The organism is Acidovorax sp. SUPP2539, assembly GCF_030158975.1.
Taxonomy (GTDB): Bacteria; Pseudomonadota; Gammaproteobacteria; order Burkholderiales; family Burkholderiaceae_C; genus Paracidovorax.
In genome coordinates this window covers 1-23,414 of the sequence record NZ_BQXJ01000010.1, presented here as the reverse complement: position 1 = coordinate 23,414, position 23,414 = coordinate 1, and the positions used below count along the sequence as shown (strand labels likewise).

Annotated in this window: 32 protein-coding genes; 2 read left to right on the top strand and 30 right to left on the bottom strand. The window is 59.6% G+C overall.

The genetic code is table 11. The features are described 5' to 3' along the window. Positions 1–126: 126 nt before the first annotated feature. The 18 genes from AVTE2539_RS24880 to AVTE2539_RS24795 all read right to left on the bottom strand — a co-directional run bounded on the left by AVTE2539_RS24880 (position 127) and on the right by AVTE2539_RS24795 (position 12,628). Complete coding sequence (locus AVTE2539_RS24880) at positions 127–2,463, bottom strand: DEAD/DEAH box helicase family protein (RefSeq protein ID WP_502868981.1); 2,337 nt, start codon at positions 2,461–2,463, stop codon at positions 127–129. Between the two features lie 92 nt (positions 2,464–2,555). Then, positions 2,556–3,197, bottom strand: coding sequence for a hypothetical protein (locus AVTE2539_RS24875; protein ID WP_284414823.1), 642 nt, complete (start codon positions 3,195–3,197; stop codon positions 2,556–2,558). Continuing rightward, positions 3,190–3,480, bottom strand: a complete 291-nt coding sequence (locus AVTE2539_RS24870) for a hypothetical protein (RefSeq protein WP_284414820.1) — start codon at positions 3,478–3,480, stop codon at positions 3,190–3,192. Before AVTE2539_RS24870 ends, AVTE2539_RS24875 begins: the two co-directional genes overlap by 8 nt. A gap of 118 nt (positions 3,481–3,598) precedes the next feature. Beyond that, positions 3,599–4,039 carry a hypothetical protein gene (locus AVTE2539_RS24865; RefSeq protein ID WP_284414819.1) on the bottom strand — a complete coding sequence of 147 codons (441 nt, stop codon included), beginning with the start codon at positions 4,037–4,039 and terminating at the stop codon, positions 3,599–3,601. Positions 4,040–4,147: 108 nt separating this feature from the next. After that, positions 4,148–4,378, bottom strand: coding sequence for a hypothetical protein (locus AVTE2539_RS24860; protein ID WP_284402795.1), 231 nt, complete (start codon positions 4,376–4,378; stop codon positions 4,148–4,150). A 13-nt stretch (positions 4,379–4,391) separates the two neighbouring features. Further along, a complete protein-coding gene (locus AVTE2539_RS24855) occupies positions 4,392–4,703 on the bottom strand; it encodes a hypothetical protein (protein WP_502868980.1) in 312 nt (103 codons plus the stop codon). A gap of 124 nt (positions 4,704–4,827) precedes the next feature. Further along, on the bottom strand, positions 4,828–5,241 hold the full coding sequence (locus AVTE2539_RS24850) for a hypothetical protein (protein ID WP_284414817.1): 414 nt from the start codon (positions 5,239–5,241) through the stop codon (positions 4,828–4,830). 260 nt (positions 5,242–5,501) lie between these two features. Next, complete coding sequence (locus AVTE2539_RS24845) at positions 5,502–5,939, bottom strand: hypothetical protein (protein ID WP_284414815.1); 438 nt, start codon at positions 5,937–5,939, stop codon at positions 5,502–5,504. A 223-nt stretch (positions 5,940–6,162) separates the two neighbouring features. Next, complete coding sequence (locus AVTE2539_RS24840) at positions 6,163–7,287, bottom strand: DUF6094 domain-containing protein (RefSeq protein WP_284414812.1); 1,125 nt, start codon at positions 7,285–7,287, stop codon at positions 6,163–6,165. Between the two features lie 128 nt (positions 7,288–7,415). Continuing rightward, positions 7,416–7,904: a DUF7673 family protein gene (locus AVTE2539_RS24835; RefSeq protein ID WP_272552844.1), complete on the bottom strand. Its 489-nt coding sequence runs from the start codon at positions 7,902–7,904 to the stop codon at positions 7,416–7,418. A gap of 15 nt (positions 7,905–7,919) precedes the next feature. Beyond that, the gene (locus AVTE2539_RS24830; protein ID WP_284414810.1) at positions 7,920–8,204 is read right to left on the bottom strand and encodes a hypothetical protein; all 285 of its coding nucleotides are present in this window, start codon (positions 8,202–8,204) and stop codon (positions 7,920–7,922) included. A 78-nt stretch (positions 8,205–8,282) separates the two neighbouring features. Next, positions 8,283–8,609 (bottom strand): hypothetical protein, encoded by a 327-nt coding sequence (locus AVTE2539_RS24825; RefSeq protein ID WP_284414808.1) that lies wholly within the window; start codon positions 8,607–8,609, stop codon positions 8,283–8,285. Between the two features lie 225 nt (positions 8,610–8,834). Continuing rightward, positions 8,835–9,146: a hypothetical protein gene (locus AVTE2539_RS24820; RefSeq protein ID WP_284414806.1), complete on the bottom strand. Its 312-nt coding sequence runs from the start codon at positions 9,144–9,146 to the stop codon at positions 8,835–8,837. 114 nt (positions 9,147–9,260) lie between these two features. Then, a complete protein-coding gene (locus tag AVTE2539_RS24815; protein WP_284414804.1) occupies positions 9,261–9,698 on the bottom strand; it encodes a hypothetical protein in 438 nt (145 codons plus the stop codon). Positions 9,699–10,205: 507 nt separating this feature from the next. Next, positions 10,206–10,820, bottom strand: a complete 615-nt coding sequence (locus tag AVTE2539_RS24810; RefSeq protein ID WP_284414802.1) for a DUF3275 family protein — start codon at positions 10,818–10,820, stop codon at positions 10,206–10,208. A gap of 365 nt (positions 10,821–11,185) precedes the next feature. Next, positions 11,186–11,452: a hypothetical protein gene (locus AVTE2539_RS24805; protein WP_175537852.1), complete on the bottom strand. Its 267-nt coding sequence runs from the start codon at positions 11,450–11,452 to the stop codon at positions 11,186–11,188. 17 nt (positions 11,453–11,469) lie between these two features. Continuing rightward, a complete protein-coding gene (locus AVTE2539_RS24800) occupies positions 11,470–11,706 on the bottom strand; it encodes a hypothetical protein (protein WP_284414798.1) in 237 nt (78 codons plus the stop codon). A gap of 130 nt (positions 11,707–11,836) precedes the next feature. After that, positions 11,837–12,628, bottom strand: coding sequence for a DUF3577 domain-containing protein (locus tag AVTE2539_RS24795; protein WP_284414796.1), 792 nt, complete (start codon positions 12,626–12,628; stop codon positions 11,837–11,839). Between the two features lie 84 nt (positions 12,629–12,712). On the opposite strand from AVTE2539_RS24795, the gene AVTE2539_RS24790 reads away from it, so the two are divergent. Then, positions 12,713–13,180: a hypothetical protein gene (locus AVTE2539_RS24790; protein WP_284414794.1), complete on the top strand. Its 468-nt coding sequence runs from the start codon at positions 12,713–12,715 to the stop codon at positions 13,178–13,180. 45 nt (positions 13,181–13,225) lie between these two features. Here AVTE2539_RS24790 and AVTE2539_RS24785 read toward each other — a convergent pair whose 3' ends face one another. Next, on the bottom strand, positions 13,226–13,738 hold the full coding sequence (locus AVTE2539_RS24785; RefSeq protein WP_284414791.1) for a hypothetical protein: 513 nt from the start codon (positions 13,736–13,738) through the stop codon (positions 13,226–13,228). A 27-nt stretch (positions 13,739–13,765) separates the two neighbouring features. Beyond that, the gene (locus tag AVTE2539_RS24780; protein WP_284414789.1) at positions 13,766–14,701 is read right to left on the bottom strand and encodes a hypothetical protein; all 936 of its coding nucleotides are present in this window, start codon (positions 14,699–14,701) and stop codon (positions 13,766–13,768) included. A 484-nt stretch (positions 14,702–15,185) separates the two neighbouring features. Here AVTE2539_RS24780 and AVTE2539_RS24775 point away from each other — a divergent pair, with 484 nt between their 5' ends. After that, positions 15,186–16,163, top strand: coding sequence for a hypothetical protein (locus AVTE2539_RS24775; protein WP_284414787.1), 978 nt, complete (start codon positions 15,186–15,188; stop codon positions 16,161–16,163). Here AVTE2539_RS24775 and AVTE2539_RS24770 read toward each other — a convergent pair. From AVTE2539_RS24770 to AVTE2539_RS24725, 10 genes are all read right to left on the bottom strand, one after another. Next, complete coding sequence (locus AVTE2539_RS24770) at positions 16,109–16,450, bottom strand: hypothetical protein (protein WP_284414785.1); 342 nt, start codon at positions 16,448–16,450, stop codon at positions 16,109–16,111. The two genes, AVTE2539_RS24775 and AVTE2539_RS24770, sit on opposite strands and share 55 nt — an antisense overlap. Positions 16,451–16,598: 148 nt before the next feature. Further along, positions 16,599–16,916, bottom strand: a complete 318-nt coding sequence (locus tag AVTE2539_RS24765; protein ID WP_284414783.1) for a hypothetical protein — start codon at positions 16,914–16,916, stop codon at positions 16,599–16,601. 41 nt (positions 16,917–16,957) lie between these two features. Continuing rightward, a complete protein-coding gene (locus tag AVTE2539_RS24760; RefSeq protein ID WP_284414781.1) occupies positions 16,958–18,835 on the bottom strand; it encodes a DEAD/DEAH box helicase in 1,878 nt (625 codons plus the stop codon). A 157-nt stretch (positions 18,836–18,992) separates the two neighbouring features. Continuing rightward, a complete protein-coding gene (locus AVTE2539_RS24755; protein WP_284414779.1) occupies positions 18,993–19,343 on the bottom strand; it encodes a hypothetical protein in 351 nt (116 codons plus the stop codon). A gap of 47 nt (positions 19,344–19,390) precedes the next feature. Further along, the gene (locus tag AVTE2539_RS24750; RefSeq protein ID WP_284414777.1) at positions 19,391–19,732 is read right to left on the bottom strand and encodes a hypothetical protein; all 342 of its coding nucleotides are present in this window, start codon (positions 19,730–19,732) and stop codon (positions 19,391–19,393) included. Between the two features lie 83 nt (positions 19,733–19,815). Next, positions 19,816–20,283 carry a single-stranded DNA-binding protein gene (locus tag AVTE2539_RS24745; RefSeq protein ID WP_284414776.1) on the bottom strand — a complete coding sequence of 156 codons (468 nt, stop codon included), beginning with the start codon at positions 20,281–20,283 and terminating at the stop codon, positions 19,816–19,818. A gap of 81 nt (positions 20,284–20,364) precedes the next feature. After that, on the bottom strand, positions 20,365–20,913 hold the full coding sequence (locus AVTE2539_RS24740) for a hypothetical protein (RefSeq protein ID WP_284414774.1): 549 nt from the start codon (positions 20,911–20,913) through the stop codon (positions 20,365–20,367). 44 nt (positions 20,914–20,957) lie between these two features. Continuing rightward, entirely contained in the window at positions 20,958–22,130 is a 1,173-nt protein-coding gene (locus AVTE2539_RS24735; RefSeq protein WP_284414772.1) for a PFL_4669 family integrating conjugative element protein, read from the bottom strand. A gap of 74 nt (positions 22,131–22,204) precedes the next feature. Further along, a complete protein-coding gene (locus AVTE2539_RS24730; protein ID WP_284414770.1) occupies positions 22,205–22,831 on the bottom strand; it encodes a hypothetical protein in 627 nt (208 codons plus the stop codon). Continuing rightward, a partial coding sequence (locus AVTE2539_RS24725) for a hypothetical protein (protein ID WP_284414768.1) occupies positions 22,828–23,414 on the bottom strand: 587 nt, incomplete at its 5' end. The genes AVTE2539_RS24730 and AVTE2539_RS24725, both read right to left, overlap by 4 nt.

Sequence of the window (23,414 nt, the reverse complement as noted above, 5' to 3'; positions counted from 1 at the left end):
GCTCTTTTTCGATCATATCCGGCGCCGTTCCTCGCCATCAAGGAAAGTTAGACGCGCTGCTCGCCCAGCGCACAAATGAAAACGCCCTGCCGCGCAAAGCGGGACAGGGCGTTCAGGAACCGGCCGTCAATCGGCCAGCAGTTTCTTCGCAAGGGCGACTTCGATGCTGTCTCCCGCATCGTTGAGCACGTCCAGGCCTGAGTCGGGCATGTCACCCGATGTCGATTGCGATACCGCGATCTTCTTGGCCATCAGCTTCAAGCAGTCCATCTGGGTGCTGCCAGCGTAGCCTAGAAAGATCACCATCACCGCCAACTTCTGCCCAATCCGCCAGGAGCGCCGGGCCGCCTGCTGGACGGTATAGACGTTGTAGCCGCTTTGCATGAACACGATGGTCGGGAACTCCAGCAGGTCCAAGCCAGTTTTCACCAACTCGGGATTGCAGATGAGCACGTCGATGCCCCTCTCTACCTGGTCGGCCACCCAGTCCTCACGGCGGGCAGCATCCACGCTGGCGCGCAGAACGCCCACCTTGAAGCCATGCAGTTCCAGGAGCGCCTTCAAGCGCGCCGTCGTGTCGCGGGTGCCCGAATACACCGAATAGACCAACACCCTGCGCCCCTGAGCCTTCTCTTGCTGGCAGATCCTCAGCAACTCCAACTCTTTTGGAGCAGGTTCGCTGTCGGTAAAAACCGCCGGTTGAACAGCCAGCATCGCGCGCGTTCTCGGGTGCTTGACCGTCTCCGTCCTAAAACAGCAGTCTGGCCAGGCCAGCAGCACGTTCATCACGACGCCCAGCAAGGTGCTGTCCTTCATGGCCAGCGCCTGCTTGAGGTCACTGACCAAGACCCTGGTCAAACGCTCATAGGCATCCTTCTGCGCTTCGCCCATCGGCACCTCGATGAACTGCTCCTGGTAGGGCGGCAGCACCTTCTGGCCGATGTCCCGCAACTTGAGGAACACAGTGACAGGCAGCACGTACCGCATGATGCCGACCGGGCCAAAGCCCGGCGCCTTGCTGGTGCGTACCGTCATCTGTTTGGCCTTGGCCGTCCGGTGCGAGGTGCCACTGGACTCCTTGTACACGTCCTTCAGAATGCCGTGCTCGCGCATGAAGCCCATGGCGGCGGGCCCCATCGAGCCGCTCTTGGACGGCTTGAATCCGTCCTCGATCAGGCTTGCCGGGTTCAGGCGCCACAGCAGGTGGAACAGGTCGTCGGCGTAGCCGCCCATCAGCGTGCCGGTCAGCAGCAGCGTCTTTCGACACTGGCTGGCCAGGACTCCCATGGCCTGGCCCTGTGCAGAGCCCTCGTTCTTGTACTCATGGCCCTCATCCACGACCAGCAAGCCAAAGTAGCCGCGGGGCAGATAGCGCTTTACGAACTCGGTGGCCTGATACCCGCCCTCGCCGATGCTGAACTCGAAGTTGGCCAGCGAGCGCTCCATGCGCGTGGCCTGCCGATCACTGAACACCAGCTCGCCATTGGCGTCCATGAGGTTCAGGAACTCGTACACGTTGTCGCCCAACATGGCGCCCAATGCGTCTTCTCCAAAGATGTCCAGCAATTTGCGGGCGGTTTTCTCTCCAATGGTCGGCATCTGCTTGAGCGCGCCCAGCACCAGGTCGTGCATCGACTGGATCGGCCGACCCGATCGCATCAGCGTCCACAGTGAACTTCCGCAGTGATCGCACTTGCCTCGCCGGTCTCCCAGGCTGGCCATCGCCAATTCCGCGGAGATTGGCATCGGGTGACCTTCGTCGTCATCGCGCGTGATTGGCGTGAGGCAATCGGGGCACGCTGCTACAACGAGTACCTGGTCATGCACCTTCTGATGCCGTGTGACGAACGCAGGTTTCCAATGGAAGCCCATGCGCATCCTCACCCGGCCCAACACAAAGAACTCAGGCTGGCTGGTCTTGAGGCCCAGGGATTTGCGGAGCATCAGCAGCTTTCGCAGCGTGTCCGGACCATTGAGCACCCACACCTTGGCGTCAGGCACCGTCTCGCGGATCTCGCGCCGCCACTTGTACACAAGGTGCGGCGGCGAGATCACCAGCGTGCGCGGATGTGTGCGCTGCAGCAGCGCGGCCGCGCAGATGGCCATCATGGTCTTTCCTGTGCCCATTTCCGCATTGATGACGGCAGCGGGTTGATCGTGATCGACTAAGAGCTTGACGGCGGCATGAACCGCGTCGGCCTGGGCCTTGAAGGGCTTGCGCTTGAGCGAGTCAAGAATGCTTTGCCGGGCTTGCCAGGCACCCTGCCCTTCATCTCGTGCCGGATCGTAGATCGGCGGGTTCTGTGAGCGCACCTGGGCCAGCAGCCCGTCGCCAAACTCTTCGATGAAGTTGGCCAGGGCCATGTTGTCGAAGCCGTCCTGGGTCAAGGGTTGGGCAGCATCAGCTGCAGGAGTGGAAGGAACTGCAGGGATTTCTGCAAGAGAGGCATTGACGGTTTGCATAGAGGTTCTCCTTGAACGAAAAAACGCGGAGAACCAGCGGGGGGCCAGTTCCCCGCGCGGGTTGCAAAGTGAGTGGCCGGATGGCCACGGGATCAGAGAGTCAAGGTGCGGTTCTTCACGCCATCCTTGATGAAGCCGACGAAGTGATCCGTCAGGCTCACGCGAACAGCCTGTACAGGGCCAATGGCGGGATAGATCGCGTCACCCAAGGCCTGCGTGGCGCGCTTGTTTTCACACCAGGTCAGCAAGGGTTGCCGCCAGTGGTCCAGCAATGCGACGGGAGATAGCCCGACGATGGTCTTCCACACACGATCCTGCAGCGTCACGTTGGTCAGAGGACCGCCGTCGAAAGACGCTTTTGCGCCGCCCTCCTGGTGCAACACCCAGGCGATCCGATTGGCGCGGTCAGGCTGCTGCAGACGCTTGTCGAACACCCACATCTGGCTCAACGGACCGAACAGGTTCTGCCTGGGCAACCTGCCGGCATGCTTGGTGAGGCGGTCGGTGCCGCCCACGTCCACCGGATGTCGCTCGCCGGCGGCGTTCACCAGGTGAAAGCGCTGCACGCCCCGCTCCTGGTCACCCAGCTCCATCGCTGCGATGAACTGCATGATGGAGCCGTCCCGGCCGTAGATTGACAGGAACATGAATTGGCCTTCGCTGTCTCTCAGGCACGCGTCCACGAAGATCTCTGGGAACTCCTCGATGCGGTAGAGCCCGTTGGAATCAGCCATGCGCGTCACCTCCCTGCGCTGATGCAGCCTCGGGCACCCAAAGCCATGCGGCAATCCACACGCCACCCGATGCTGGTGCCACGAAAGGCTCATCATCGATTTCAATGTCGTTGTCCGATGGCCGTGCATAGATCGCTCTTGCACGCTCGATTTCTTGCGAGAAGGCGATCCTGTCGCCGCGTAGCTCATGCAGATGAAGGCCGAGCTCCGTGACGCATTCGGCCAGGCCGGATGTGCACCAGCTGGCGATGGTGGCCTGCGCCAGTTCCTCGATCCTCAGCATGGCGAGAGTCCTGTGTTGTCCATGGATTCACTCCTTGAAAAAGAAGCGGGTCCAAGCCTTTTCAGGACTGGACCCGCAAGGGTTGTTGAAAGAAAGTTGCCACCGAAGTGGCTTCGTTTCAAAGTGTTGGCGTCAGTTGCGCATTCGCCGCGATGCCACACTCGTGCTCCATCCGCTCAATATCTGCAGGCGTCAACGGTTCGCGCTTGATCAGGTTCACGACGAGGAAATGGCGATCACCACCCATGTCCAGGAAGAAGCCGAAGCTGCTGTCCTCACCGAAGGTCAACTCGATCTCCTGGTCGATCACTGCGATCCGCCGTGCGCTGGCCGTCACCATGAATGAGGGCGTGCGATCACCCCCTTCCAGGTTGATTTGCTCCAGTTCGCAGTAGTCCACCGACACCTCGTCGGCCGCCCAGATGGCTTTGAACAGCCGAGCCTTGCCGGTCTTGCTGGTCTTGGCACATAGGGGGCAGGAACCGAGTTGCCCGGCTTCCAGTTCACACTCGCAAAAATGGCAGAAATTGGCGCCCGATACGGGCACTGCGTTAGTCATGTTTGACTCCTTCAGGAAAAAGGCGCGAGGCAGTCCCGTGCAGGGCCTGGCCCCGCACGGGTGGTGGAAATGTTCAGCCGACCTCAGTCGGCTGCATCAAGCTGGAGATCAGTCCCAGCCATAGTTGGCTTGCATCTTTTGCCGTACTTCCCCAGCAACTGCGACCCATACCTCTCCATTGATGAATGGGCTGTCGAAGGTTGCGGGATCGGCTTGGCTGACCGCTTCGGCATACTTTCTGATCGCCTCCACGATGAGCAGTTGCACCACCGCGCCGTAACGGCTGTACTCCATCATCTCGACGACCAGTTCCACGTTGGTCAGCGGCTTTTCTGGCATGGCAACGCCGCCCTCAATACTCCGAAGGCAACAGCAGCGTGGTTACGCTGCGGTCGCACTCGGTGATGATCCAGACGGTGGTGTTCCCTTCGAGCTGGTAGGCCGAAAGGATGCGGTTGCCAAGGCGCACAGCCTGGTCGTTCAGTCGGCGATCGTCTTCACAGAGATCACCCCAGTCGCCCAGCAGATGCCGGCGCAAAAGCACATAGGGGTTCAGCCGACCGCCGGCGACCAGGGCGTTCACACCTTGCGTCATCACGGTCGATCCCAATGGGAATCGGGGCAAGCATTGCGCCGCTTGAGGCGCTTCGTACACAGCGTTCATGGACTTCTCCAAAAATGGGGAAACCGCCCCTTGAGGAAGCGGTGTTCCCCAAGGGTTGATGAAAGGGCTGCGGCAGCAGCCGCGGTTTGAATGCGCCGGCCGAAGCCGGTCAGCACAAGGCCGTTCAGCGAGCGATGGCGCTCGGTGCGTGAACAACCGGCTGCGTGGGCTCTGCGACGTCAAGCTGCGGAGCCTCCGTCTCGGCTTGCACCTGGGCCGCGTAGTGCAACTGCGCTGCCTGGCGGATGGCATCGATCTGGCGCAGGGCCATCTCGTGCTGCTGCGCCACCACTTTTTCGGTGATGCGCGGCGGCTGCGTGGTCACGATGCGGGTGGAGAAATCTCCGCACCCAGTGCCCAAACCCATGGCATGGGTCTGGTAGCCGGCAGCATTGACGCTCCAGCACGAAGCGCTGGTCAGCAGCCCGCCACCGATCTGGCGACGGGATGTGCGGATGATCAGCTCGCGCCGTTCATCCAGGGGGACGACCGTCTTGGCATTCCAGCCATCGCGGTCCTTGTAGATCTTCGTTTCCATGGTGGTTCTCTCCTGCAAAAAGGCGTGAAGCCACCCCCTGCAGGGCGAGGCCCCACAGGGTTGATGAAAAGGTTTTGACAAGAACTCCACTTGGCTGATCGCCCAAGCGGGCACGTTTTCAGAGTTGAACGTGCCTGAAACCATTGGTGATTGGTTCAAATGGTTTCCCACAAAGGCCATGGGTCCGGCCGCTGTGGGAACCCATTTGCATGGGTTCTGGCCTTGTCCAGGACAAGGAAAGAGGCGCTGCGCGCCGGGTATCAGGGCCTGTAGGCCTCGCGGTGCATTTGCCTCACGCGCCGGAAAAGCACGCGCCGCATACGCCGCAAAAACATACGCACGGTCGGGTTGACCAGCACATAGATCCCGAGCCCGATCTGTCGATACACGTTTCGGGCAATGGCCAGTGCGGGATGCACTGGCTGGAGGTTTTCCATGCGCTGCAACTCGGCCATGGCACGCTCGTGCTGCCAGGCGACCGCAATGCTTTCCGTCATCGACGGCGGTATCCTGGTGTTGGCCAGGCAGGTCCAGGTGCTTTGCTCGTAGGCCGCATCGTCCCGGCAAAGCCAGGTGATGAGGCGACCGTCATAGTCCAGCCGCGTCTCCAGCCACAACGCGACCCGTTGGTCGGTCAGTCCTTCGCTGGTAGCCACGCAGTGGCCGTTCATGCGGCGGTACTCGGTGTTGATGAACATTTCTTTCCTTTGCGGAGAAACATGAAGCCATCCCCTGTGGGTAGGCCCCACAGGGTTGATGAATTGGTTTTGACAAGAACTCCATCTGCTGATCGCAGACGGGCACGTTTTCAGAGTTGAACGTGCCTGAAACCATTGATGAATGGTGCAAATGGTTTCCCGCAACGGCCGTCTTTGCGGCCGCTGCGGGAACCCATCTGGTGGGTTCTTTGAGATGCGTGCGTCAGCTGATCCGCACGACCTGTCCCAGCCGGTGGTCCGGCGTGAACTCGATGGCGTTGATGATCGGAACGAACTTGTCCAGCATGACGATCGTCTCGCTGACCTTGCCCTTGTCGTCCACTTCGGTCGTGACCATGCGCTCCTTCTTCTTGAAGGTGTCGCCCTTGATGAGGAACGTGCGCCCGGTAGCGGAGCGGATGCAGCCCGTGACCTGGCCAGCTGCCAGCGCAAGCGCCAGATGCCATTGGGTCATGTCGCGCAGCGGTCTGCGGTGGGAGCCACGCGCTTGATTGAAGCAAGCCTCGAAGTTCGGCCACAGCAGGCCGTTGCGATGCTTTTGCAGTTCGTCAGCCAGTTGCTCGGCATCCATGCGCACTGCATGGAAGACCATCTCACTGCCCTCCTGGATCGGCGGCACCTGGTATGGCGTGTCGAGCCATTCCTCTGGCAATGTTTGATGGGCCAGTTCCCCGGCCTGGGCTTGCGCGAGCATGTCCAGCACATCCTTGCGGGGATGGCCCGGCCGGCATTTCGTGCCGAAGATCACACACTGTTTGAACTCTTGCTCCGGCGCCATGAAGAACCGCAGATCCTGGAAGTTGCGTGCCAGGTAGGTGCGAATCTCGTTGTCGAGTGCGTAGAACGGAACGATGTACACGAGGATGCCGCCGAGCATGAGCAACGGGGCAGTCTTCTTGAGAAACGTGCGCTCCAAGCGCTCAGCCTTTTCACGATCGCTATCCGCATCGCTGCGGTTGGCAGAGTCCTTGACGCCATACCCATAAGGTGGGTTCAAGTACAGCAGTCCGATGGACCTGGGTTTGATCACCGCATCGTGGATGTCAGCGTGCAGCACGCGGTCCAAGATGGTCTTTGCGTGCCACGCACGCTCGCGGTCGAACTCCACACCCAAGGTCTCAATGGTCGGACCTGTGCCACTGTCAAACTGCATGCCGTGGCGTAGGTCTGCTAGCGCGGCGCCTTCACCGCAACACGGGTCGAGCAGTCGCATGGGCCGATCGCAAGGGGTGATGAAACGCTGAATGCGAGCGAGGGTTTCATCGTCGGTCGGGAAGTACCCGTTCTTCACGAAATTGCGCGCCAGGCGCGAGAACATCAATGCCATGGGCACATCTCCTTCAAATGAGGGACGGAGATGCCCCGGTGGGGCATGGCCCCGTCCGGGTGGTTGATAAATGGCACAAGGGCCATGGGCCCAAGCTCGCACGAATGCAAGCCGGGGCGCCACGGGTTTCAGCCTTTACGAGGTGGTGAACGATGCGTGAGCACGTCCTTGATGCCCCAACGAGCGATCATGGTGGCCCACAGAACTTCGCCGTTGTCGAAGTAGTGCGGGACATCCTGCTTGCGCAGTCGGCAGTCCATATGGAGTACCGCGATCACGTGCGCGTATAGCGACTCATCGAGCCACCGCAGATCGTTGAGGTTGAAGGCAAACAGGTCGCCGTTGTACAGACCCGCGAGAAAGCAGGCGATGTACCGGGCGTGCCTGGCCTCACCTTGCGCGATCCGCAGCAGGACCTTTAAGGACTCGACTCCACGCTGCTCCAGCTGATACCTGTCCTCGTCCGAAGGCGGGGAAAAGTACATCTCCATGAGCTTGCGTGGCGGTTTCTCGCTCTTGATGCGCAGCGCATTCACGAATTCTTCATAGACCTTGAAGAAGGCCTCTTCCGAACCCGTGGGTACATGCACCATCACGACGGTGTGCTTGTTCGACATGGCACGCCCTCCCGCTCAGGCGGCTCTGCGCTGTTGCGCAGGAGCCAGCCATTGACGTTGCACGAGCAGGTGGACCAGTGACTCTGGCAAGTCGGCCCGCAAGGCCGGTTGCATGAAGCAGCTGCGCACCAGCGTGAGCATGGAGCATCTCTGGCCTGGCGCATGGCGTTCACGCGCCAGGATCAGCTTGTCGCACTCCGGTGCAGGTGCTGCAGTCAGCCACTGTCGCAGTACAGCGTGAAATAGCTGGCGCTGCTCTTGTGCCAATCGGGGAAGCACGGGGGAAAAATGGGAAATCATGATCGTCTCCAAGAAAAATGGGGACGACCGAAACCCTGCGGGGACGGTAGTCCCCAGCGGGTTTAAAGAAGAAGTGACCTACAGCAGTTTGATGACTGCCGTCGTGATCACGATGGTGAGGCCGGAAAAGCCGAAGAAGCTGGTGATGATCCAGCGGGTTTGATCGACCACGCTTCTCTGGAGGCGGACCTCCATTTCGGCACTGGCGCGCAGCAGACGTGTTTCCAGCTCGGAACCATCTGCTTTGGTGAAGAGCTTGTCGCGCATCTCTGCGCGAATCTCATCCGTGCCGGCGTGAATGGCTGACTCGAACTGCCGCTCGACCTTGCGCGCCGTGTCCGGGGGAATCCCGGCGCCGGTGAGCGCTTCGTACAAGCCCAGTTCGATGGTGGATGGCATGCTCAAAAGTTTACTCCTTTGCAAGAAAACTGCGAGCACGTTCCCTTGCGGGCCGTGGTCCCGCAGGGGTGGATGGATGAAGAAATGAACTCGGATCGCTCACGCGGCCCTGGCACGTTTTCAGAGTTGAACGTGCCTGCTCGAAACCATTTTTGGTTTGACTCAAATGGTTTCCCTCATCAGCCGAACTGCGGCTGTTGGGGGAACCCATCTGGGTTCCGTAGGGATCGATCACGACCAGACAGGTTCGGCTTCAGCCCATCGAATCGCTTCCTCAATGCCTGCCTGATCCGCTGTGCTGGCCGCTGCGCACACATCGTCCGACAGGCCGAGTATGTAAACGCCGGTGCAGTTCTGCGGTGTGGAGAAACATCGGTCTTTGGCGACAGCCAATAGTGTGCTTCCCACCACCGCTTCGCCGTGGCGCATCAGGAGCGCCGCCACTTGCGTGCGCGCTTGTTTGGTCAATGGAACAGGGAACTGAGGCGCTTCCCTGTGAAGGCGTGCCAGCTCGTTAATTCCGCCACGATTCGTGTCGTACATGTCGTCTCCGATAAAAGATGGGGACGACCGAAACCCTGCAGGGATCGATGTCCCCGATGGGTTGATAAAGAGAACTGCACTCGTCCCGCTTTCGCGGCCCGGGCGACTACTGGATCATTCGAGTGCCGCGAACTCCGTCACCGCTTCGACGGGTGTTCGCCCCAAGTCAAAACGCTCTTCGAACCAGTCGTAGCGGTCATCCACAACATCGGAAGGACGCCCCAAAGTGCGCAGATGCCCGCGTGCTTCCGCGTTCCATGCATAGAGACGGTCGCTGCGCTCCTGTGCCGATCGTTCTTCTTCAAATCGAGCCTCGATATCGCTAACGAGCGCATGCAATGCAGGATCGTTTTCGCCGACGCGGCGGTAGTGATCCACCATTTGTTTGAACGCCGTGAAGTGCGCCTCATCCGTGGTCGTCAACCGCGATAAGCCAACGGGATGGGTGCCACCGCTGTGTAACGCCATGACAACATCACGCAGCCAATAGGCGGTGCTGTAATGCCCAAGCACTTTGGCACGATGGGTCATGAAAGGTGACTGGGTAGCCATTCTTTTGCTCCTTGTAAAAAGACCGAGAGCGCGAACCCCCTCGCAGGGCATTGGCGCCCGCAGTGGGTTGATAGAAAGGACTGCACTCGGACTGCTTGCGCGCCCTGGCACGTTTTCAGAGTTGAACGCGCCTGCTTGAAACCATCGTTTCGGTTGGATGGAAATGGTTTCCCTCATCAGCCATGTACCGGCTGCTGGGGGAACCCCTCTTTCGGATTCCACTGGCTTGGAATGAGTCTTGAACGGATACCTCCTCGCTGCGGTATGGACGGGCCCGTTAGGGCCTATCGTGTTGCGCAGGCGGGCCACCGCGAGTGAAGGTCCAGGTGGCCGAGTAATGGCGCGGTGAACGCATGGGTTCTTCCGCAAAGCCGCGGCACATCAGGTTGCCGCCACCCAGTTGAGAGCAGAGCCCGTGCTGCAAGCAGCGAAGGGCTGTCCCTTGGGCTCCTAGAGCGGCCACGGGACAGCCCTCCTGAAGGGCGGGCTGTTGAAACGTCGCGGAGATCAGCGCTTGGCGAACCAGGTCTGCAGCTTGGGATCGAAGTCGTACCCTTGCTTGCGCAGCCATGCGGCCTGGGACCGCAGCAAAGCCCGGTCCACCGTGGGATCGAGCTTCAGCGGATCTGCGCGCTCAATGGCTTCGAGAAGGTCCGCATCGAACAATCCTTCGTCCACGGCTTCGACTGACTCTGGAGCCGGCGCAGGTCGGGGTTTCATGAAATCGTCCCAACGCTTGTCGACGTTCTTAGCGGCTCCCCTGCCCTGTTCCTTGGGTGGCTCGGAGGGCTTGGCCTGGACCTGGACGGGTTTCGGCTCGTCCAGTGGATCAAGTTCAGTGGGTGTGCGGTCGGCGGGAAGTCGGTCCTGGGAGACGACTTGCAGGTCATGCAAACGGGCACGGATTTCCGTGACTCCCTTGCCGAAAGAGATGTACTGCGACAGGTAGATCTCGCTGACCCACACGGTGGCTCTGTATTCCCCTTCCTCGAACTGGTCGAGGAGCGGGTCTTTTACCTTGAATTCGCCAAAATTCGTGGTGAGGTCCGCGATGCAAAAGGCGCCGTTGCGGCTCTGGCGGATTTTCTTGATCCGCAAAGTCGCGTCGTCAACTCTGATCATTTGCTGGTGGTCTTTCGCGATGTGCGCGGGCCACCGTCCACCCGCGGGGAGACGGGTCCCGGCGGGTATAGAAAAGAAAGCACCGCACCTGCCGAGGCAGGTGGGATGCAGTGGGCTTTGAATGTCTGACAGGCTTGCGACCTGGCAGGCTGGGCACTAGCGGACTTTTGAGGTGTGCGATTCAGCGGTCCATGCCGACAGGAACCCCAGCTCCGAAGAGCGTGCACGCTTCAGGGGTTGACGTGCCTCATGTGCTGGCGAACCAGCTCCGGTTATTCCAGTGGTACCGGTAAACACTCGCAAAACGGTGCAAAGCATACGCGCTTTTGAAGGCGAGTCAAACTCGCCCTCGCACTTTCCGTGCATCAGTGCATAGACGTTTCGTCGGTTTGAGGCTCGCTCCGACATTTGGGAGACGCAACGGCAGCTTTCACCTGTTCATCGCGTTCGATCAGCCAATCTGGCTCGGCACCAGGCAGCAGTTTTTCGACGCACTTTCGCTGTGCGAACCACGCGATGGCCAAAGCCTGGTACTCGATCTCTTGAGGCGTCTGACCTTCGTCGAGCATGCGCTGTACAGCGGTGCTCAATGCGTCATTGATCTCTCGCAACTCGTCGGGGGTGAAGTTCATGTCAAGCATTTGCATCATCAGGGTTCCTGCTTTTGGGTCCAGTTGCCGTCCTGCAGGGCCTGCCGGGCGAGTTCGTCGGTCCGAAAGTATTCCTCGGACTCACGTGAGACAGGGCCTTCGTCATCGGCGGTGCCGACGTAGTAGCCACGCTGTGATTGCAGAACCTGCAGGGGCAGGCGTTTGCCGCACCACTCTTTGGCCAAATGTCCATGGCGAGTGGGTGCAGTGTTGGAGAGCGTAGTAGTTTGATTCATGGTGTATGCCTTTCGTGAAAAAAAGGGACACCTGCCCCCACTGGGGATCGGTGGTCCCCAGGGGATGGAAGAAAAAAGAAAACCCCCTTGCCTGCAACGCAGGTTCAGGGGTTTGAGGGCTTATGGCGAATCAGGCAGGGGCGGAATCGACGGTCCTGCGGACAGCCCTTCCCGTTGCATAGCCCGCGTTGTACGCTGCATTTCCTTGAGGAGGTGCAGCGGGTGGGCGGGCAACCTGTGGGTGCCGTGGTGGAGCCGGTGGGCGGTTCACTGGGCCACGTTGTTGGCGTGGCTGCTGGGCAGCGTGCTGCGCGGAGCGCTCTGCAGGCCGTGCCGCCGGCGCTGGCGCCGGTTGCTCCAGCCTTTGCTCTTGCTCTGGCTCGTGCCATTCTTGATCGACCCCCTCCCCTTGCGACGGTTCGTCGTAACCGGGTTGCAGGTCGTCTTGAGGTGCATCCGCCTCACGGCGGTACACGTTCTCGCCGTCGATGGTGATGCTGTTGATCAGAAGCAGGCGCCCCTTGATGAGGGTAGCCATCTCCTTTTGACCCGTCTTGCGACGGTTCTGATCCAGCACATCGCGTTCGTACAGGTGAGGGTAGATGTCGCCGATCCGAAAGGACACGACGACCTTGCGCTGTTCCCGAACATCGACCCCCAGTCTTTCGACCATGTCGATGGCTTCGTCCCCACTGACCCGAAGATCGAAGTAGGTGTAGTCAGGTTTGTCTGCATTTCCACGCAAGGCGGAAATGCTGCATGCCAGAAAGGTGTCGGCACGGCGGCCGCCATTCTTGGTTTCAACCCAGCGGACGCGGTTGAGGTAACCGATGCCGTTGGTATGCAGATTGAAATAGTCGTTGCCTTGGGTGGTTGCAGTCATGGTGATTTCCAAAAAGATGAACTTGAGGAAATCACGCACCCAACCCACAGCCTTGCGGCTGAGGACAGGGAAACATGATTTCCCTGTCCGGGTTACGAGGATGAAGGTACTCCGGAATCGACCTTGGGAGTCGATTCGAGCGCCTCTCAGGAGTTGAGGCGCTTCTGTGTTGCCTTTCGGCAGTTCACGGGGCGAACGTTATTCAAACCGACCTCGTTTGTCAAGATGGCTGGAGTGACGAGCCGGGCGACGGAGATCGAGCGCCGTGCCGATGAACTGCGTGCGGATCTGGAGCGGGCCAACCTTGTGGCCGATCAAGCCAGAACCTCGCTGGCCGAGGCTCAGAATACCGCTCGCGCGGCCGCGGCCGAACGGGATCAGGTGCGGACCGAACTGGTCAAGGTACAAGCCGTTGCCGAAGCCGCGGAGCAGGCCCACCAAGAGCAGCGCAAGACCATCGCTGCAGAGGCGTTGCGCCAGGCCGAACGACTGACGGCGACGCAGGGGGAGCGCGACCAAGCACGGGAAGAGGCCGCTACGCTGCGCGGCCGCCTTGAAGCCCTGGCATCGCATCCCCGTTCAAAGACGTAAGCATCGGTAGCAAAGCTGCCATGAGATCTGCGGGCATCGCAATGGTCAGTGAGTCAACGGCTGAGGAGCGATGCGCTGGGTGGTCTTGCTCGCCTGCTCGTTTACCCAATCCCGGCTTTTGCCCTTGACGCACCAATCAGGATTACGCACCCAGTCTGTGAACCACATTGCAGGGTTGTCCTTCAAGTCCGTGCAGATCGAGTAGCCGATGAACGGCATATAGAAGCGCTGGGCCACAGACGTGACCGGAATCAACAACATGACAAACACATTCAGCAAGAGGGCGAAGATGAAAAAACGCTCGAACTTCTTGATGCTCTTGTCGCTACAAGGTATGGCGCGCATCGCTCCCAACACGAGCGCCACAAGAAATGTCAATGCCATGAATGGTGCCATCTGGGAAACCGGTGCAATTCGAACGACCGGGGCCAACGACGCAATTTCCCGGAAGGTTGGTATCAGGCCATATTGAGTCGCCAGAATGCCGCTTGTCGCAATTCCAAGAAAAAGCGGCGTAATCCACCACATGGCTTTCCGTACTGTTTTGGCGTCGTGCATGCTCTGATGGTATTCAAGTGGTGGCGTCTAATATCGCACGCAGGCAATGCGGCAGAGCCAGTCCTTCACGCTCTGATCGATGGCCCTGCCTAGTTCGACTTTCTTCTGCGCCACGGCATTGAGCAGATCGTCCTGCCAAGACTGGGTCTTGGTGTCGATGTAGTAGATGCCTTGCGCGGTATGCTCCGGAAGCATCTTTAGGGCGGCGATCACCTTGCCTTTGATGCCGTAGTGGTTGTCCAACGAGTTGAGCACATAGCCGGCGAAGACAGCCGTGATTGCCATCGCAAACAATGGAGCCACAGCCACCGTTGTGACCATAGAGACGCCAGCAGCGGCCGAGTAGGCAATCAGTCCCCCCAAGCCTCCTTTGACCGCCTCCACACCAATACCGCCCACCAAGTCGTACATGGTCTTCTCATCATTGAACATGAAGTCCATCAACTCGATCCCTGTGGACACCACCACACCGAGCATGAAGCCACCCTTGGCAATCCCCTGCAGGCTTTTCATGCCAAGTCCCAGTTGCAGCATCTTAGGATTTGTCGCCAGATACCGCGTGCCCTGCAGGGCGCTGCTGCGCTTGGCCGAGTAGCCCTTGATGATGATGTAGGTGCCCGTCGCCGTGGTCTTGATGAAGGTGCCGATTCCGGCCATGCCAATAGCGTTCAGTGTTTTTGCAATGGCAAGCGCATCGTTGGCGCCCTGCGCCACCGGCCCCACCCAAGGTTCGCTGGCATTAGGACTGAACTCTTTCTGCCAGTACTGACCGAAGGTCGATTGGGACAGCATCTTGCGCAGACTGAATTCCAGGGCGGCATTGCCCCTGGCCCTGTCCTGCAGGATGCTCATGTACTGCCCCTGTGTCAGAACCAGGACGTCCACCTGGTTCTTGTCCATGGACTGGGCCAAGGTTTGTCCGTAGCCGACGTTGAAGAACGTGGCCGCAAGTTCTGCGCTCATTCAATCCCCCCAGGATTTCATTTTTGTTGGGGGCGGATGCTAACCGCTTCCAGAATCTGCATGGACGCCAGGATGCAACAAGGTGTTTGATCGCTCATCGACCTGGATGGCCTACATGTTTTGTGCGGAATGGCGCCGTAGCCGCCGAAGAACGCGGCCGTCATCCCCACCAAGCGCAGCTGCTCTTATAGCTGATCACGCCGGGAATTGGTCAGCTGTCGCTGTGGCCTCGCAGGTCACGCAACTCAGTCGTCATCACGACGATGGTGTGCGCGCTATGTCATCGTTCATCCGCAGCTTTCAAGCGGCTTTTAAGCACGCAGGTAGGTCATTCGTGATTACCCATTGGATCAAACAGGAATACCTGTGTGGTGGAGACCTCAAAGGGTGGGAGAGTGCCCCATGGTAGATTGATGCGGGATCATGGCTCTTGCACGAGCTAACCCGCATCACCCATAAACCACAACTTAGGAGCACCCTCCCATTGACGACGAAAATCACGAAAATTCTTAAGGCTTGGTGCGTCGAGGTTGGAGAGGAAATCACCATCACGCAAGCGAGGCGCGAATATCTCAGCCTCGAATCGCCCCCGGAGAGATTCACCTTCTACTGCAACGACCCGGCCTGCCGTAAGCTGCCAGAACTGGTGTCCATTGTGGGCGCAAACTACAGATTTCCAGCCCAAGAGAATAAGAAATACGTCGCACCATATTTCCGTAGCAAGGACGAGCATCACCCTGATTGCCAGTGGCTGGTGCAATTGGACGAGAAGAAGCCGACCTCGGACGAGAAGCCAGAGGAAGCACTGCAGCGCATGGCTCGCAGGAAGGTGAACGATCTAATCACTGTCTTCGATCCGCGCAGCAGAGCCACAGCAGCGGTGATAACGACACAGCCAGGGACTATTGCAGGTCATGGCGAAAGCGCTGCCGGTGAGGGCAGCATAAGGGGAAATACGAAAAATGGTGATATCGCCGGCGAGAACCGCACCAGTGATCTCGACCGCCTTGTCGACAGCTACCTTGAGGCGACGCAAACCCTTACCCATGCTGAATTTGAGGCGTTGAGACTAAAAATTATTGGGCGTGGCAATGTTTCCTATCGCGATTACTTTCACTGGGTCGGTCGTTCGGATGGAAGCGGGGTTACATACGGTGGAATTTCCAAGCCAGAGTCCTATGGTTACGGTTTTGATCTAATTTTTTTTGATAAATATCAACGCAGGCCAGTACATCTGTATGTGCCTTCGAAACTCTTGCGAGCATACAAACATCATAGATTTCTCAAGTCCTCTGTTGATGAGGTGCTGAAATCCGAAGGGAGAAAATACTTAAAAGTTTTTTGTCTCGGCCGTTTTGAATTCTCCTCGCAGCATGACAGCTGGAACTTGGTTGTCGATGATCTCAATCACTTGGTGCTTAGGGTAATTTCGAAGGAGATTCTCGACCCCAGCATGATTTGATCCTCTCCAAGCCCGACATAGTGTTCATTATCGTTCCACCTTTCGATCAATTCATCAAGGGTATTTTTTGGGGTTCGGCTCTCTCGCACTGGGGTATCAGGAACGTCAGAACCAACCCAACGGACGATGTATTCGGTTGAGCGCACCGTGAAATCGCGGTGCTGCAGGCAATCGAGCGCGAAGCCGTTGTCGATCGCAGTCAATACTGGCTGGGCGCCACAGTGCGGGCATCCTTTGACGTGATAGACCTTGCTGTAGATGATTTCCTCTGCATCGGCATTATTCATTCCAGAATCTCTTTCAATTTACTTGAATATAAATCTGGAGATCAGCCAAGCTGTATAAGCGACCACCGCGATCAGGAAGAGACACCTGATGAAATGCACAAATCCAGGCGTGACAATCCTCGCGCTTTGCACGACACCCATAATAATTTCATTGACCATGCCCACATTTTTGATGGGCGAAGTTTTTGAGGGATTTTTCATATTCATTGATTGCTCCGTAGTTCAAACGGGTTGAGGCGGTAATCCCCGCACCGAAGCCAAATCGCTTGGCCCGGCTTGCAAAAATCGTGATCGATGCCGTCTCATCCGCCCTCTCTCCCCGCGGCAGGAACAGGCGGGCTTTGCGGCCATCCGGATGCTCGAATGCAAGGTGGTCCCAGGTCGCCACGAACCCTTCGGTATGCAGCCATTCCCAGGCTTCTGCCGCCAGTTCGAACTCCTCGCATCGGTGATCCGGTGACCACATGAGAACTTTCCTGTTTCAGCGTTGAAGTGGTATTTGCGGTCCTACGCGGCAGCGGCCAGCCAGGGTGACCCGGCGGCCATAGCCGTCGCACCACCTGGTCCAGCCATCTCCGGCTCCACCACGTCACGCTCGGTTTCCTGCTTGCGATCGAGCAGTTTCCAGACACCTTCGTCCAGGGTGCCTGCGATCAGCGGCACGACGACCATGACGTTGCGGCGCTGCCCCAGGCGGTAGGCCCGGTCTTCGGCCTGGCGCATGAGCGCCGGCGTCCAGGGAGGCGATGCGAAAGCCACGTAGTTCGCCGCTGTCAGCGTGATGCCCACGCCGGCCGCGGACGTGGTGCCGATGAACACGGTGACCGCTGGATCGTTCTGGAAGGCATCGATAGCCTTTTGGCGCTTGGTTGCCGAGTCGCTGCCCACCAGCGTCACGCACTGGATGCCGGCCGCGGCGAAGGCGCCCTTCATGGCCTCCACCGTCGCCATGTACTCGCAGAACACGATGATCTTGTCGCCCTCGGACAGCCCTTCCACCGTCTCGATCAGGAAGGGCGTCTTGAGCGCCTCCAGGGCTTGCCGCAGCTTGGTGATCTTGGGCATGGCCTGCAGGGTCATGTCGTCGTGGATCGCCTTGTAGGCTCTCAGACCTTCGGCTGGCGAGATGTACCGCACCTGGCGGCTCTTGGTTCCCAGGTCCTTGAGAACGTCCTTGCGCCGGCGCAGCATCCACCCTTTGAGGGCCCCTGCGAGCAGCGCCCTCTTCTCGCGCGAGCCCGTGAACTGACCACGGAAGTCCTTCAGCGGCATCTGCCCCAGCCGATGGCCCGTGAGCCGCAGCAGTGTGTGCAGTTCGATCTCGCGGTTCAAGAGCGGCGTGCCCGAGATGACATACCGGCGCGGGATGCGCGTGGCCATGATGAAGGCATTGCGCGTGCGGCCAGCGTGATGCTCTTTCAGGTAGTGGGCCTCGTCCACCGCCATCACCGCGAACGACAGATCCGTCTCGCGCACCAGGCCTCCCAGGCGCTCATAGTTGGCGATGATCCACTCGCAACCGTGCAAGGTGGCCATGCGGTCCTCGCCGACCATGCCCACGATCGCATCCGGGTACACCGCCCGGATCTCCCGCTCCCAGTTGATGCGCAGCGACGCAGGACACAGGATGAGCACCCTGCCCTCCCCCGCAGCCATGCGCGTGGCCACGACGGCCTGGCGGCTCTTGCCCAGGCCCATGTCATCGCCCAGGCATGCGCCCGTCTGCGAGGCCAGGTGCCGGACACCGGCGACCTGGTAGTCGCGTAGCCCGGCATGCACAGCCATGCGAGCCAGCTCGGTCTCGTCGATATCCACGTCCACGCCGTCATCCAGCTCGGCCGACATGAACGCCACGCCCTTGGCTTCGCCCGGGCCACTGTCACCGAATTCCGGACGGGCAGCGGGCACCTGGATGGGCGAGGCCTGCGAGGTGGAGCCCACCAGGTCCTCCAGGACGACCGGCTGCTCATGGACGAAGACAAACTCGGACGCAACACCTGCGAACTGGCTCAGCGCATCCAGGATCTCCAAGGCAGTGCCCTGCACCTGCCAAGCCGCTGCATGGCGATGGAAATGCCCCTGCAGCGCCTTGACGACCCGCACGCAGGGCGCGTCATAGGCGAAGCTCACCGCGTGCCGGCCACGGGCCATATCGCCCTTGGCAAGCGGAAAGATCTGCACATCGAGCAACTGCGCGAAGTAGTCCGGCTCAGGAGAGGCCACGGCAGCGCGTAGGAGCGGCAACGCATCGTCTAGGTCCACATGCTGGCCGCGATACACCGCGCGCAGCCAATGCACCAGCTGCTCGGGATCGGCCTGCTCCAGCGCCCACATGCGCCGGCTTGCGACCCACCAGGCGCCGGCTTGCTGCAGGGTGCGCCCCATTCCAGCCATGTAATGCAACTGCAGGCCAATGCGCCTGCCATCCGAGATGGCCTGGATCAGCAAGTCTGGAGCGCGCAGGGAAATTGGCGCTAATGCCAGAGCGCTTTCGACCTCGGGCGTCAGTCCATTCCCGGTTCTTGGGTCGGTAATCATTTAATCAACGCTCAGCATTCTGATTCGAATCAGATGAGTCTGATAGACCATGGGCCCGAATCCGCTCCAGAACCGCTCGATTGTGTTCGCGAATACCCCTGGCTATATCACTGGGCGTTTGGGCATAGTCCCACTGTGCGGCGATTTTCAAGGCCGCTGGGTGAAACTCGGAAGGAATGGTCTTAAGCAGCGCATCGACCCCGGCGCTGAAAACCTTGACGTATTGATCGAAGAATTGACGGCAGTCCTTGGAGGCAGCAATGGCGATGCGCGCGCAGATATTGCGCCATGCGCCCTCGTCGAAACGCCCCTGCGCATCGATGGCTTGAAGTTCTCGTGCTGATTCAGTATTCATGGTCGACTCCGGTCGGTTGTGCAAGGCCAATGGTCTGGCTGTTGAACTCAGCCACCGCGATCTCCACAACCGAAAGGACAGCAGTCGTCATCTATGCCATGGGCACAAAATCCGTTATCGGCATTCGATTGCTCGGTTTCCTGTATTTCATCGATCGACGCATAGTCGAAATATTGCGCTGTTTCTTTTGCCTGTGCATGAAACTCCGCAGGAATAGTTTTCAGTGCATTGTCGATTTCCGCACTGAATCGCTTGACGTAATAATGATGCGAGAGCCCACATCCCCTGAAGGCCTGGTCTGCCATTTTTTCGCATACTTCGCGCCAGGACTTTTCATTGAATACACCCAGGGAATCCACACTCTGAATTCCATCCACCGTTTCACTCATACTCGACTCCTATATTTCCGGTTGAATTAATTTCTAATATTGGCGACGTTTACCCGGAAAGGTGAGTTAATGAGTGCTGAGGGTCACATGGGGATGTCGTCGAATTCCTGCGGCTGGCTCTGGTAATCGCCCTGGTAACCGCCTTGATCGCCACCTTGGTTTTGCGTTTGCTGCTGCCCACGGGATGGGGTGAACTGGATCGACTCGATGCGCGACAGCTGCAGCGCGACGTCCTCGGCCACGATCTTGATGACCTGTACCTCGTCGCCGGCCTCGTTTTTGGCCATGAAATCGCGCTCCTCGCCGACCACCAAGACACGCGCGCCCGTCTTGAGGAACTTCGCGCAGGCCTCGGCCTTGTTGCCGTAGATCTCCACCTCGCGCCAAAAACCGCCAACCTGCTCGAAGTCGCCATGGTTGTTTTGCCCATAGCGGCTGAACATGACCCGCATCTTGGCCACGATGAACTCCTCGCCGGTCTTGCGCGAAATGTTGCGCTCCAGCGTGGGCGGCTTGGCCAAGTTGCCCTTGCCGATAAAAAGGTTCTGCATCAATTTCTCCACAGTGCGTTTCAATGACCGATCCCTGGCTGCACCAGACCTGGGGCGGTTGGAATTCATCCAGGAATCAAGTCACCCGGGAATGCGGCGGGCGTACACCGGCTGCTGCGCCCGGGTGAGGATGTACCGCAGGGCACGGATGCGCTTGCGCGCGGTCAGATGCTGCGCATTGAGCGACAGGGCCTGCTCGGAGGCTTGGCCGTACCAGGCACGAACACTTGCCTCCCGCGATTGCAGCAAGGCTTGGACATCGGTCCAGGACAGGTGCCGCTTGCCGGCCCCCAGCTCGCGCCAGCGCAGGAACGTGTAGCCGTTGGAACGCTTGTGGTGCAGCATCAGGTAGATGGATGCGCCAGGGACTTGGCGGACAACGCTCGCCAGTTCACGCATGGCTTGCTCCAGCCGGTCGATCTCGGCAATCAGTTGGCGCAGCTCCTGGCGGGTGCCCTTACCCGTAAAGGCCTTTGTGTCAGCTCGTTCCTGACACGTCTCGTCCTTCAGCGATTCGCGTGCCCACTCGACTGAATTGACAACACGTTCCACTTGCATCGTGGAGCATTCAGCCCTTTCATCCACACGCCCTTTCATCACCGCAGCCCTTTCATCATCGACGGCGGTCACGGCAACGCGATTCACGGGCGTGCCCCAGCGTCCGGCCCACGGCATCAGCGAGCCACTTCCGCTGTCTGTGCAGCATCGGAAGCGCCCTCGGTCACGGTAGAACCATCGGCCTGCTCGGCCTGAGCCAATCTGGCGCCGACCGTCTGCAGCAACTGGCGCTCCACGGCGGTGATCTGGATGCGGCGGCGCGAGTGGCGTGGCTGCAGCTTGGTGGTGAAGACGTCAGCCGGCACCGCGCCGAACACCTCGGTGGCGAACTCCAGGCGTTTGGCCGCTTGCACGCTGGCATCGCCACCCGCCTCCGGTACGAAGTCCGCCCGGCACAGACCTCGGACTTCCTCGCGCGTGAGCCAGCGATCAAACCGCGCGGTTTCGTTGAAAACGCGGCGGATGAATCGAGTGATCTCCGAGATGGCTTGGCGCGTCTGATCGTCGGAGCGCAGGTTCTTGCGAGCGAGCGTCTTTTGCACACGGACGTAATGGTCGAAGTCCACGATGAGACTGGACACTGCGTAGCCATAAGGCGAGCGAAAGCCCAGGTTAAGCACTTGCGGCTGGGAGGATTGCAGCAGCGAATAGGTCAGGCCTTTGCGCTTTTGCTCCTCCAGCACGCCCAAGGCTTCCTTGGATTCGCGGGCCAGACGCCGCTGTACCTGCTGCATGGAGTCTTCGTGGCGCAGGAGCGCCCAGTCTGCGTAGGGGTTGTCATTGGCCGTGAGCATCCACAGGTTGCGCAGCGCTGCCGCGATCCGCTTGCCGCCGATGATGGGAGCCGCTTCCTTGCCGGGCTCGCGAGTGCGCCCCATGAACATGCGGATGGCTTCCTTGGTGTGGACCGACATCTGGTCGACATCGGTATCGACCAGATTGCCCACCTCCAGCATGGAAAAGAACTCCTTGGGCATGACGAGCGGGTCGGCACCGCGGCGGGTCTTGAAGTCCGCTTGCATGCGCTCGAAGCGATCCTTGCGGTCTTCCAGTTCGACGTAGCGGTCATACAGCGGGTCGGATTCAGGCATGTCGCCCGCGAGGAATTCGGCCAGCACGGACTCCTCGCCCGAGATGGAGTAGCCGTCCTGGAAGGGTGAATTGGGCTCGGTGGAGAAAGTCAGGCGTGACCGGGGTGGCGCCAGGATCGTGCTGTTCTGGACGGGTGCGGGCACGGTGGCCGAGGCGATGGCGTTCGACGAAGCGTTTTTCTTTGTGGCTTTGGCCATGGGATCCTCCTTGATTTGAGGGGTGAGAGGGGTTGTCGATGAAGAAAGCGGGACCGGGACGGTTGGCCGGTAGCTCAGTGGTGGGCCGGTGTGCCGGGAGCCATCCTCCTGCGAATGCGGCGCCGAATGGCTTTCTGCATGACTGGGAATACCCGAAACGTCATGAGCCATGCGAGCAGGAAAGACAGCCCGACCATCGCGATGAAGAACGCGCTCCAGCCCGGAGTGAGGGTGAACGAGGTGGCGGAAGTGCATTGGCCGAGGATGACCAGGACAGGATCGACCGGATCGATGCGGCCGGTGAGCGCAAAGTAGGCCAGCATCGAAAATGCGGGTGCGCTTGCCAGCGCACCGCTGGCGACGGCGGGCGGCAAGTTCAGTCGTAGCCAGGGCCAGAACGAGAGCTTGCAATCGTTGGCGGGCCAGCCTTCGCGAGCGCGCTGGATGATGTGGTACGCGAGTTCAAGGATCACCATGCCTGCGACAAGAACCAGGATCAGTTGCGGCATGAAGTACATCAACCAGGCGTCTTGGGCTTGGAACTGCCCATCGGCAGAGCACGAGGCCTCGAAGAAGAAGGACGAGAGCTTGAACTCGGCTTGGCTGGCGGTGGCGGCCATGGCGGATGCCGCGCCGGCCGAGGCGAGGATGGCGCCGGCCCACCGCAGGCAGGGGCGAAAAACACCGATATGCAGCATCACGCGGCATCCTCGACGGCGGACGCAGCCGCGGCGGCAGACTCATTCCAGGCTTGCAGGAACGCGAAGTCTTTGCCGCGCATGCCGGGTAGCAGGTTGGAAACGGGCTGCTGAAGCAGTTCCATGACGGCATCTCGGTCCACCTTGATATGGGTTGCGGTCTTGGTGTGGATACGCACTTCTATCAGGCCCAACTGGGTAAGGCGGTCCAGTGCGCGCTGCGCTTGCCACTTGTTGATCTGACCGTCCAGCGCGAACTGCGAAACCTGGGTGATCGCAGTCTTCCACTCTGCGACATCCGCTTGTTCCCGCAGCGCGGTATGAAGCATCAGTGCATCGCTGTACTTGCCCAGACGGTGCAGTAATTCCACGAACAGGCGCTCGCTGGTCATCTTTTTTGCCATGGTTTTTTCTTCCCTTCTGTTGAAATGATCGATCTTGGATTTGACTGAGGCAATCTGGTGCAAAACGCTCCACGTGGCACGGCGTGCCGTTTGGTGCAAAACGCTCCACGTGGCACGGCGTGCCGTTTGGTGCAAAACGCTCCACGTGGCACGGCGTGCCGTTTGGTGCAAAACGCTCCACG